Genomic DNA, 11,091 nt, shown 5'->3' with positions numbered 1-11,091 from the left:
GCGTCCTGAGAATTGCGCGCTGCGTGCGGTTCGTCAAGGCCCCTCATGCCCGATCCGCCTGCCGCGATCGTCACTCGCGGCCCGTCACCCAGGGCGCTCGGAGGCACGACGAAGATCACCATACTCGCCGCCACCGACAGTGCAAGGCAGCCGTCGCTCGACGTCCCGGAACACCGAAGGGCGACCACCCAGTTGGGTGATCGCCCTTCAGTGTGCTCGCGTTACAGATTCGAACGAGTTTTTGCCACTCGTCTCAGATCCGTGTCGCACAGGCCCTCGCGGGCCCGGAAAGCTGGCGGACCAGCGAGGCCTTACTTGACCTCGACGGAGGCGCCGGCGCCCTCGAGGGACTCCTTGGCCTTGTCCGCGGCCTCCTTGTTGACCTTCTCCAGAACCGGCTTCGGCGCACCGTCGACCAGGTCCTTGGCCTCCTTCAGGCCGAGGGAGGTCAGCTCACGCACGACCTTGATGACCTGGATCTTCTTCTCGCCGGCGCCGGTGAGGATGACGTCGAACTCGTCCTTCTCCTCGACGGCCTCGGCACCACCGGCGGCACCGCCGGCAGCCGGGGCAGCGACGACGGCCGCGGCGGCGGCGGTGACGTCGAACTTCTCCTCGAACGCCTTCACGAACTCGGAAAGCTGGATGAGGGTCATGTTCTCGAACTCGGCGAGCAGTTCTTCCTGGGTGAGAGCCACGATGGCTTTCCTTCCACTAATTCGGCTGGTGCCGGATGTACATGTCTGGCGGGCGTGCGCCTTGCGGCGTTACTGCGTAGACGTTCGGCCCGCTACGGCCTGTGCCGGAGGCTCAGCGCCTCAGGCCGCGGCCATTTCGCGAGCCGAGTTACTCGGCACCGCCCTGCTCGTCCTGCTTGGCGCGAAGCGCGTCCACGGTGCGGACGAGCTTCGTCGGGAGCGCCTGGAGGAGCTGAGCAGTCTGCGTCTGCTTGCCCTTCAGAGCGCCCGCCAGCTTGGCGAGCAGAACCTCGCGGGACTCGAGGTCCGCAAGCTTCTTGATCTCGTCGGCGGACAGCGCCTTGCCGTCAAGGACACCGCCCTTGATGACGAGGTTCGGGTTGTCCTTGGCGAAGTCACGAAGACCCTTCGCCGACTCCACCGGGTCACCGGTGACGAAGGCGACCGCCGTCGGACCGTTGAACAGGTCGTCGAGCGTCGTGATCCCGGCCTCGTTGGCCGCAATCTTGGTCAGCGTGTTCTTCACCACGGCGTACTGGGCGTTCTCACCGAGCGAACGACGCAGCGTCTTGAGCTGCGCCACGGTGAGACCCCGGTACTCGGTCAGCACGGCGGCGCTTGAGCTACGGAACTGCTCCGTGAGCTCGGCCACCGCGGCAGCCTTGTCGGGCCTTGCCATAGAGCGTCGGCCTCCTTCCGGGTGATGAGGACCGCTCGGAAGGGGCTGCGTCAAAACGAAACGCCCCGGCGCAGGCGCACGGGGCGTAGCTCGACCGAATGAATTCCGTTGGAGACGGAACTGATCCAGGAGCAACTTCCACAGTCACCTGCGCGGGTCGTCCGCAGTCAGCGGATCCTTCGGCCACCGCGTCCTCTCGACGAGCACACGGCAACGACCAGCGGTCTTTGGCTTCCTCGGAAGAGTACGGGACCGTGTCGCCGTCAAGCAAATCCGCTCCCCGGGGGCCACGGTTCAGCCCGTGCGGCCCTGGTCCACCAGCGCGCCGATGTCCACCGTGTCGTCGGCCGCCGGGGGCTCGACGTCCACCGACGGGTCGGCCTCCAGGAAGGTGAACGTCAGGTCGAGCGGACCGGTGTCGACCTCGCGCCCCTTGCCGTCCAGCCCGCGGGTGTCGCCCCGCAGCCGGAAACGCTTGGCGCGGCCGTCCCCGTCGACCCACAGGTCCATGGCCAGCTCGCTCCCGGACCGCAGGCTCAGGCCCAGGAGCTGGTCGAGGCCGTTCATCCGGAGTTCCCTGGTCTTCTGGTCCCCGGCGGCCGCCTGGGCCTTCCTGAGCCCCTTGCTGGTGACCTCGCCGGCGTAGTGAGTGGTGCGGCTGCCGTCCACGGTCTCGGTGCCGGTCTCCCGCACCTTCGGGGCGCCCGCGAGGATCGTCGACTGCACGAGAGGGCTGCCCTCCAGCTGGCGCGGCAGCACGCCGTACGAGCGGTTGTCCGCGGTGCCGGAGCCCCACACCGCCGGCTCGGCCTTGGCCCAGTGCCTGCCGCGGGTGTCACCGAGGGCCTTCGTGTCCGCCCGGGTGTACAGGGCTCCGCCGACGAATCGGATCTCCACCGGCTTGTCCGCCACGTCACCGAGACCCGTGATTTTCATGCGCATGACAGACGGATCGACGCCCATGGACGCCTCGGCCCGGATCCGGCCGTGCTGGGGCACCGTGCCGGTGACCCGGTACCGCAGCGAGGTGAGGCCCGTCGTCGTCTCCGCCGCCCGGGAGACCGCCTGGGCGGGCGTCAGCTTCGGATCCGGTGCGGTGCCCGACTCGGAGCCGCAGGCGGTGGCGCCACCGAGCATCGCGACGGCGACGGCCGCGCCGGTGGCGCTGCGCCGCCGCGTGGAACCACCCGTGGAAAACCCCATCTGTCCCCCCATGCACTCACGCCCCACCCGTGTGGGGCCGTAGGGACACTAACGCGGCCGGAACCCGGCTGTCCTCGGGTTTCAGGGGTCGGCGGGGCGCTCCTCATCCCGTACGCGGGAAAGGAGCGAGCCCCGCACCTCGGAGGGTACGGGGCTCGTCCGCGCTACGCGTGCGCGACGCGGCTGCCTGGTGAGCGGTGGGCTCAGACGGCGGCCGGGTCCTCCTCGACGAGGAGGTTGCGGGTGCGGTTCGGGTCGATCGGGATGCCGGGGCCCATCGTGGTGCTGATGGCGGCCTTCTTGATGTAGCGACCCTTGGCGGCGGACGGCTTGAGACGCGTGATCTCCTCGAGGGCCGCCGCGTAGTTCTCCACCAGCTTGTCGTCCTCGAAGGACGTCTTGCCGATGATGAAGTGCAGGTTCGAGTGCTTGTCGACGCGGAACTCGATCTTGCCACCCTTGATCTCGGTGACAGCCTTCGCCACGTCCGGGGTCACGGTGCCGGTCTTGGGGTTCGGCATGAGACCACGGGGACCGAGCACGCGGCCGAGGCGGCCGACCTTGCCCATCAGGTCCGGGGTGGCGACGACGGAGTCGAAGTCCAGACGGCCCTTCGACACCTCGTCGATGAGCTCGTCGGCGCCGACGATGTCGGCGCCCGCGGCACGAGCGGCCTCGGCACGGTCACCGGTCGCGAAGACCAGGACCCGGGCGGTCTTACCGGTGCCGTGCGGGAGGTTCACGGTGCCACGGACCATCTGGTCGGCCTTACGAGGGTCGACGCCCAGACGGAAGGCGACCTCGACGGTGCCGTCGAACTTGGTCGTGGAGGTCTCCTTGGCGAGACGGACGGCCTCGAGCGGGGCGTACAGCTTCTCCCGGTCGACCTTGGCGTCCGCAGCGCGGAGAGCCTTGCTGCGCTTGCTCACAACTGCTCCTGTGTGTTCTGAAAGGAGTCGTGGTACGGGCCGAGCAGGCCCTGCCACGTGCGGCCGAGGCCGCATGGTTCAACGAGGGTGCCGCGGGGCTGGGATCAGCCCTCGACCGTGATGCCCATGGAGCGGGCGGTGCCGGCGATGATCTTCGACGCGGCGTCCAGGTCGTTGGCGTTCAGGTCGGGCAGCTTGGTCTGGGCGATCTCGCGGACCTGCGCCTCGGTGATCTTGGCGACCTTGGTCTTGTGGGGCTCGCCGGAGCCCTTCTCGACACCGGCGGCCTTGAGGATCATCTTCGCGGCCGGCGGGGTCTTGGTGACGAAGGTGAAGGAGCGGTCCTCGTAGACCGTGATCTCCACCGGGATCACCCAGCCACGCTGCGACTCGGTCGCCGCGTTGTAGGCCTTGCAGAACTCCATGATGTTGACGCCGTGCTGACCGAGCGCGGGGCCGACCGGCGGAGCCGGGTTCGCCGCACCGGCGTTGATCTGGAGCTTGATAAGCCCCGTGACCTTCTTCTTCTTGGGAGGCATAGCTCTCCGGGTCCTTTCGATTCGAGTGCGCCCTCATCCGGTTCGCGGCCAGATGAAGGCATACCGCACAACGATAACGGGTATGGATGCGCGGCCAAAAACGAGCAGGTCAGGAGGTCCGCACAGGGACCGACCTGACCTGCTGCTTTCGAGCTTCGCCAGTTCTTCGCGCTGCGTCAGTTCTTCTGGATCTGGTCGAAGGACAGCTCGACCGGGGTCTCGCGGCCGAAGATCTCCACCAGGCCCTTGACCTTCTTGGAGTCGGCGTTGATCTCGTTGATCGTCGCCTGCAGCGTGGCGAAGGGGCCGTCGGTGACGGTGACCGAGTCGCCGACCTCGAAGTCCAGCACCTGGACCTCGACCTTGCGCTGCGGGGCGGGCTTGCCCTCGGCCTCGGCGGCCTCGCGAGCGGCCTTCTCCTCGGCCTCCGGGGCGAGCATCTTGACGATCTCGTCCAGGGTCAGCGGGTACGGGTCGTAGGCGTTGCCCACGAAGCCGGTGACGCCGGGGGTGTTGCGGACGACGCCCCAGGACTCGTTCGTCAGGTCCATGCGCACCAGGACGTAGCCGGGGAGCTTGTTCTGACGGATGGTCTTGCGGTCGCCGTTCTTGATCTGGACGACCTCTTCCTGCGGCACCTCGGCCTGGAAGATGTAGTCCTCGACGTTCAGCGAGACGGCGCGCTGTTCCAGGTTGGTCTTCACGCGGTTCTCGTAACCGGCGTAGGTGTGGATGACGTACCACTCACCGGGCAGGGTCCGCAGTTCCTCGCGGAGGGCCTCGACCGGGTCGACCGGCTCGGCCTCTTCCTCTTCCTCGGCGGCCTCGGCCTCGTCGTCCACGACGTGCACGGCCTCTTCCTCGGCTGGCTCCCCCGCCTCGGCTTCCGCAGCCTCGAACTCGTCGACCTCGTCCGCTCCCTCGACGATGTCGAGCTCATCATCCACGGACTGGTCCGGCTCGATGGCGTCGTTCAGGTTCGGGTCAGACACTGTGGCTGCTTCTTCCTGGATACAAGGGGTGGAACACGCGAAAGGGGCGCCTGGTACGGCGCCCTTCGCAGTCGGCTCAGCCGAAGACGTACTTGGCGGCCTTGTCGAGTCCGAAGTCGATCACGGTCACGAGACCGATCATGATGACCACGAAGACGATGACCACGGTGGTGTAGGTCGTCAGCTGGGAGCGGGTGGGCCAGACGACCTTCCGCAGCTCCGCGACGATCTGACGGTAGAAGAGCGCGAGACGCTTCAGTGGACCCTTCTTGGCGCGCTTTCCGCCCTTACGGGTCTTCTTCTTGTCCTCGGGCACCTCGTCCTGGGCATCAGGCGTGTCGATGGAGCCCACGGCGTCCGTCATTCATCCTCACCTGATTCCGGTCCGGGTCCATGGCCGTGCCGCGCCCGGTCTGAGCCGCACGGCGGAACATTGCTGTACGTACATGCGCACACATCCTGGCGTGAGGAGTGTGTAGCAGGGCCGGAGGGACTTGAACCCCCAACCGCTGGTTTTGGAGACCAGTGCTCTACCAATTGAGCTACGACCCTTTGTGGTGCTCCACCAACGTACCGCATCCGACCGGGTGCTCGGTGTGCACCTGATGCCGCGGCCGGTGAAGGCCAACGAGGTGAGAGTGTACGTGGTCCGAGGCCCGTCGTCGAACAGAAAGCGTCCGCTGGGGCGTTGCGCGTCGAAGATCGGCCGTCGCCGCGTCCGTATCCGGACGGTTGTTCCTGTGTCGTTCAGTCTGTGAAACCCGTGTGCCGGGCGCGTTTCCGGTCTGGAACGATGGCCCCATGAGCGCTGCAACCCCTCCGACCGAGCGCCGGGTCTCCGCCCGCATCGGCGCGATCTCCGAGTCCGCGACCCTCGCCGTCGACGCCAAGGCCAAGGCCCTCAAGGCCGCCGGTCGTCCGGTGATCGGCTTCGGCGCCGGTGAGCCCGACTTCCCGACCCCCGACTACATCGTCGAGGCGGCCGTCGAGGCCTGCAAGAACCCGAAGTACCACCGCTACACGCCCGCCGGTGGTCTGCCCGAGCTGAAGGCCGCGATCGCCGCGAAGACGCTGCGCGACTCGGGCTACGAGGTCGACCCGGCACAGGTCCTCGTCACCAACGGCGGCAAGCAGGCCATCTACGAGGCGTTCGCCGCGATCCTCGACCCGGGCGACGAGGTGATCGTCCCGGCGCCGTACTGGACGACGTACCCGGAGTCGATCCGTCTGGCCGGCGGTGTCCCGGTCGAGGTCGTCGCCGACGAGACCACCGGCTACCGGGTCTCCGTCGAGCAGATGGAGGCCGCGCGCACCGAGAAGACGAAGGTCGTCCTCTTCGTCTCCCCCTCCAACCCGACCGGTGCGGTCTACAGCGCCGAGGACGCCGAGGCGATCGGCCGCTGGGCCGTCGAGCACGGCCTGTGGGTGCTGACGGACGAGATCTACGAGCACCTCGTCTACGGCGACGCGACGTTCACCTCGCTGCCCGCGCTCCTGCCCGAGCTGCGCGACAAGTGCATCGTCGTCAACGGCGTCGCCAAGACGTACGCCATGACCGGCTGGCGCGTCGGGTGGATCGTCGGCCCGAAGGACGTGGTGAAGGCCGCGACCAACCTCCAGTCGCACGCCACCTCGAACGTCTCCAACGTCGCCCAGGCGGCCGCCCTCGCCGCCGTCTCCGGTGACCTGGACGCCGTGGCGACGATGCGCGAGGCCTTCGACCGGCGCCGCAAGACCATCGTGCGGATGCTCAACGAGATCGACGGCGTCCTGTGCCCGGAGCCCGAGGGCGCGTTCTACGCCTACCCGTCGGTGAAGGCGCTGATCGGCAAGGAGATCCGGGGCAAGCGGCCGCAGAACACGGTCGAGTTGGCCGCGCTGATCCTGGAGGAGGCCGAGGTGGCGGTCGTCCCGGGCGAGGCGTTCGGCACGCCCGGGTACCTGCGGCTGTCGTACGCGCTGGGTGACGAGGACCTCGTCGAGGGCGTGTCGCGGATCCAGAAGCTGCTGGCCGAGGCCAGGGACTGACGACGGACCGACGTTCCTTCGGCCGGGCGGCTCGCCTGGCCGTCGGCCTCTCGGCCCGCTTCGAGGGCGGGCATCTTCCGGGTTCCGGGAGGTGCCCGCCCTCAGTCGTGTGTGCGAGCAAGACCACGTTCAGGGATTCCGCTTCCGGGACGGTGGCGGCGTGCGGCAGGATCGGGCGATGGAGCGTGTACGTGATCTCTCTGAACTGCCGAAGGCCCATCTGCACCTGCACTTCACCGGGTCCATGCGCCCGGGGACCGTTCTGGAACTGGCCGACAAGTACGGGGTGCGGCTGCCCGACGCGCTGACGGAGGCGCTGACCAGCGGGGAGCCGCCTCGGCTGCGGGCCACGGACGAGCGCGGATGGTTTCGCTTCCAGCGGCTGTACGACGCGGCGCGCTCGTGCCTGCGGGAGCCCGAGGACATCCAGCGGCTGGTCCGGGAGGCCGCCGAGGAGGACGTCAGGGACGGCTCCGGCTGGCTGGAGATCCAGGTCGACCCGACGTCGTACGCCCCACGGCTGGGCGGGCTGATCTCCGCGCTGGAGATCATCCTGGACGCGGTGGACACGACGGCGCGCGAGACCGGGCTCGGGATCCGGGTGCTGGTGGCCGCGAACCGTATGAAGCACCCGCTGGACGCGCGGACGCTGGCCCGGCTCGCGGTGCGGTACGCGGAACGGGGCGTCGTCGGCTTCGGGCTCTCCAACGACGAGCGGCGGGGCATGGCGCGGGACTTCGACCGGGCGTTCGCGATCGCGCGCGACGGCGGGCTGCTGTCGGCGCCGCACGGGGGCGAGCTGACCGGTCCCTCGTCCGTGCACGACTGCCTCGACGACCTGTTCGCGCACCGGATCGGGCACGGGGTGCGCGCGGCGGAGGACGCGCGGCTGCTGCAGCGGCTCGCCGACCGGGGGGTCACCTGCGAGGTGTGCCCCGCCTCGAACGTCGCACTCGGTGTGTACGAGAAGCCGCAGGACGTGCCGTTGCGCACACTGTTCGAGGCCGGTGTGCCGATGGCCCTCGGGGCTGACGACCCGCTGCTCTTCGGCTCCCGTCTCACCGCCCAGTACGAGATCGCCCGTACCCATCACGGCTTCACGGACGAGGAGCTGGCGGAGCTTGCCCGGCAGTCGATCCGGGCGTCGGCGGCGCCCGCGGACACGAAGGCCCGGCTGCTGGCGGGGGTGGACGCCTGGCTCGCTTCCTGACCGCCGCGGGTCGCTGCGGGCCGCTGCGGGGCGCTGCGGCCCGGATGCGCGGATGCGGCGCGGTCGGCGAGGGGCCGCCGGGTCGCTACAGGCTCACGCCGATCGTCACCGGCTCGTTGACGAGGGTGATGCCGAAGGCGTGGTGGACGCCGGTGACGACCTCGCGGGCCAGGGCGAGGAGGTCCTCGGTGGTGGCCGCGCCGCGGTTGGTCAGGGCGAGGGTGTGCTTGGTGGAGATGCGGGCCGGGCCGGTGCCGTAGCCCTTGGTGAAGCCGGCCTTGTCGATGAGCCAGGCCGCTGAGGTCTTGGTGTGGCCGTCGCCCGCGGGGTAGGCGGGCGGGGTGACGTCGTCGCCGAGCCGGGCGCGCACGCGCGCGTGGAACGCGGCGAACTCGTCGTTCGTGAGGATCGGGTTCGTGAAGAAGGAGCCTGCGGACCAGGTGTCGTGGTCCTCGGGGTCGAGCACCATGCCCTTCCCGGCGCGGAGCTTCAGCACGGTCTCGCGGGCGGCGGCGAGCGGGACGCGGTCGCCGGGTTCCACGCCGAGGGCGCGGGCCGTCTCGGCGTACCTGATCGGGCCCGAGAGGCCGTCGGCGTCCTCCAGTTCGAAGCGGACGCGGAGGACGACGTAGCGGTCGGGGTCGTTCTTGAAGCGGCTGTGCCGGTAGGAGAAGGCGCAGTCGGCGTTCGTGAGGTTGACCGTCTCGCGGGTGCGGCGGTCGTAGGCGACGACCTCCGTGATGGTGGAGGCGACCTCCTGGCCGTAGGCGCCGACGTTCTGGATGGGGGTGGCGCCGGCGGAGCCGGGGATTCCGGCGAGGCATTCGATGCCGGCGAGTCCGGCGTCGACGGTGTGGGCGACGGCGTCGGTCCAGACCTCGCCGGCGGCGAGCTCCAGCTTCGTGCCGTCGAGGGTGACGCCCCTGGTGGCGATGACCAGAGCGGTGCCGGCGAAGCCCTTGTCGCCGATGACCAGGTTGGAGCCCCCGCCGATGAGGAGGAGGGGGGTGCCGGCGTCGTCGGCTTCGCGGACGGCGGCGACCACCTCGTCGTCGGTGGTGGCGGTGATCAGCCGGTCCGCGGGGCCGCCCAGCCGGAAGGTGGTCAGCGGGGCGAGGGGGGCGTCGTGTCGTTCCTGCACGCGCTCAAGAGTACGCAGGACCGCTGTTGGGGCGGGTGCGCGGGTGCGGGTGGGTGGGGGTGCGCGTTCGCCTGGCGGTACGCACCCCCGCACGTCCGTACGCGGCCACCCCGCCGTCGCGGCTGCGCTGCCACGACGACGGGGTACTGGGCTGCGATCCCGTACGGGACTCGGCGGGCCCGACGGCGTGGGCTACGCCGGGACCTCCCGTGGGGTCGGGGTCGGCCGTGTGGGGCCGGGTGCGGGGGTGTGCCTCGGGATGGCCAGGGCTGCCGCTCCCGCCAGGGCCACGATCGCGGCGCCCACGGCCAGTGCGGGGCGCAGGCCGTCCACGAAGGTCTGGGGGGTCTCGTAGCCGCCCTGCGCCGCGAAGATCGAGGACATCACCGCGATGCCGAGGGCGCCGCCGACCTCGCGGAGGGCGTTGTTCGCCCCGGAGGCGACGCCCTGCTCGGTCGTGCGGACGCTGGACATCACCAGGTGGGAGGCGGGGGCGAAGAAGAGGGCCATGCCGACGCCGCTGATGACGAGGCCGGGCAGTTGCACGCTGTAGGAGACGTCCGTGGTGGCGACGTAGCCCAGGTGGGCGAGCCCGGCGGCCTGGAGGAACAGCCCCGCGGCGACGATCGGGCGGCCGCCCATGCGGTCGGAGAGGATCCCGGCGATCGGGGCGACGAGCATCGGCATCCCGGTCCAGGGCAGCATCCGCAGCCCCGCCTCGGTCGGCGAGTAGCCGAGGACGCCCTGCATGTACTGGCTGAGCAGGAAGATCGAGCCGAACATCCCCAGGAACATCAGCATGCTCGCCGCGTTGACGCCGGCGAAGGCGCGGGACCGGAACAGCCGCATCGGGAGCATGGGGTGCGCCGCCCGGGCGCCGTGGAGCACGAAGCCGGTCAGCAGCGCGGTGCCCGCGAGGAGGCCCAGCAGGACCGGGCCGGCCGTCCATCCGTCGGCGGGGCCGCGGACCAGGCCGTAGACGATGCCGAAGAGGCCGCCGCTGGCCAGCAGGGTGCCGGTGATGTCGAGGGGGGCGCCGGTGCCGTGGGACTCCCGGAGGCGGAGGCGGGCGAGCGGGAGCAGGGCGAGGCCCAGCGGAACGTTCAGCCAGAAGATCCACTGCCAGGAGATGTGCTCGGTGAGGGTGCCGCCGATGAGCGGCCCGGAAGCGACGGCGAGACCGTTGACGGCGCCCCAGACGCCGTACGCCATCCCGCGCCGCGCGGGCGGCACCGCGGCCGTGAGCAGGGTGAGCGTCAGCGGCATCATGATCGCGGCCCCGACCCCCTGGACCGCACGGGCGGCGATCAGCGAGTCGATGCCGGGCGCGACGGCCGCCGCGGCGGAGGCCCCCGTGAACACCGTGATGCCCACGAGGAAGAGGCGTCGCCGGCCGAACCGGTCCCCCAGGGCCGCGCCGAACATCAGCAGCACGGCGAAGGTGAGCGTGTACGCGCTGACCGTCCACTCCAGGTCGTGCAGTTCTCCCCCGAGGTCCTCGCGGATGGAGGGCAGCGCGGTGGTCACGACCAGGTTGTCCAGGGCCGCCATGAATCCGGCGACGCTGGTCACGGCGAGTGCCCAGACGGCACCCGCGCGTGTCGGTGAGGTTTCCCTCGTCTCCTTCGGCATCTCTCCCCCAGCGGGTTGATTAGTTATTGATCAATAACTT

At 69.8% G+C, this 11,091-nt stretch carries 11 protein-coding genes and 1 tRNA gene; 2 read left to right on the top strand and 10 right to left on the bottom strand.

Annotated features, from left to right (window positions below; translation table 11 throughout):
• Window positions 1–311 precede the first annotated feature (311 nt).
• The 8 genes from rplL to GSY65_RS22320 form a co-directional block, all read right to left on the bottom strand.
• Window positions 312–701, bottom strand: a complete 390-nt coding sequence (gene rplL, locus GSY65_RS22355; RefSeq protein ID WP_159776262.1) for a 50S ribosomal protein L7/L12 — start codon at window positions 699–701, stop codon at window positions 312–314.
• A gap of 145 nt (window positions 702–846) precedes the next feature.
• Window positions 847–1,377, bottom strand: a complete 531-nt coding sequence (gene rplJ / locus GSY65_RS22350) for a 50S ribosomal protein L10 (RefSeq protein WP_159771666.1) — start codon at window positions 1,375–1,377, stop codon at window positions 847–849.
• 294 nt (window positions 1,378–1,671) lie between these two features.
• Window positions 1,672–2,580 (bottom strand): hypothetical protein, encoded by a 909-nt coding sequence (locus tag GSY65_RS22345; protein WP_236579978.1) that lies wholly within the window; start codon window positions 2,578–2,580, stop codon window positions 1,672–1,674.
• A gap of 203 nt (window positions 2,581–2,783) precedes the next feature.
• Window positions 2,784–3,509 carry a 50S ribosomal protein L1 gene (gene rplA / locus GSY65_RS22340; protein ID WP_159771663.1) on the bottom strand — a complete coding sequence of 242 codons (726 nt, stop codon included), beginning with the start codon at window positions 3,507–3,509 and terminating at the stop codon, window positions 2,784–2,786.
• 104 nt (window positions 3,510–3,613) lie between these two features.
• Window positions 3,614–4,048 (bottom strand): 50S ribosomal protein L11, encoded by a 435-nt coding sequence (rplK, locus tag GSY65_RS22335; protein ID WP_037858373.1) that lies wholly within the window; start codon window positions 4,046–4,048, stop codon window positions 3,614–3,616.
• 176 nt (window positions 4,049–4,224) lie between these two features.
• Complete coding sequence (nusG, locus tag GSY65_RS22330; protein ID WP_159771660.1) at window positions 4,225–5,040, bottom strand: transcription termination/antitermination protein NusG; 816 nt, start codon at window positions 5,038–5,040, stop codon at window positions 4,225–4,227.
• 76 nt (window positions 5,041–5,116) lie between these two features.
• Window positions 5,117–5,404 carry a preprotein translocase subunit SecE gene (secE, locus tag GSY65_RS22325; RefSeq protein ID WP_033528314.1) on the bottom strand — a complete coding sequence of 96 codons (288 nt, stop codon included), beginning with the start codon at window positions 5,402–5,404 and terminating at the stop codon, window positions 5,117–5,119.
• A 115-nt stretch (window positions 5,405–5,519) separates the two neighbouring features.
• Window positions 5,520–5,592 (bottom strand) — tRNA-Trp (locus GSY65_RS22320).
• A gap of 249 nt (window positions 5,593–5,841) precedes the next feature.
• Here GSY65_RS22320 and GSY65_RS22315 point away from each other — a divergent pair.
• Both GSY65_RS22315 and GSY65_RS22310 read left to right on the top strand, forming a co-directional pair.
• Window positions 5,842–7,068, top strand: a complete 1,227-nt coding sequence (locus GSY65_RS22315; protein ID WP_159771657.1) for a pyridoxal phosphate-dependent aminotransferase — start codon at window positions 5,842–5,844, stop codon at window positions 7,066–7,068.
• A 178-nt stretch (window positions 7,069–7,246) separates the two neighbouring features.
• Window positions 7,247–8,278 (top strand): adenosine deaminase, encoded by a 1,032-nt coding sequence (locus GSY65_RS22310; RefSeq protein ID WP_159771654.1) that lies wholly within the window; start codon window positions 7,247–7,249, stop codon window positions 8,276–8,278.
• 85 nt (window positions 8,279–8,363) lie between these two features.
• Here GSY65_RS22310 and GSY65_RS22305 read toward each other — a convergent pair whose 3' ends face one another.
• Window positions 8,364–9,437, bottom strand: a complete 1,074-nt coding sequence (locus GSY65_RS22305; RefSeq protein ID WP_268978261.1) for a UDP-N-acetylmuramate dehydrogenase — start codon at window positions 9,435–9,437, stop codon at window positions 8,364–8,366.
• 174 nt (window positions 9,438–9,611) lie between these two features.
• On the bottom strand, window positions 9,612–11,051 hold the full coding sequence (locus GSY65_RS22300) for an MFS transporter (protein ID WP_159771649.1): 1,440 nt from the start codon (window positions 11,049–11,051) through the stop codon (window positions 9,612–9,614).
• Between the last annotated feature and the right edge of the window lie 40 nt (window positions 11,052–11,091).

This window comes from Streptomyces sp. HM190 (assembly GCF_009857135.1).
Lineage (GTDB): Bacteria > Actinomycetota > Actinomycetes > Streptomycetales > Streptomycetaceae > Streptomyces > Streptomyces heilongjiangensis.
This window is presented reverse-complemented; position numbering and strand designations above follow the sequence as displayed.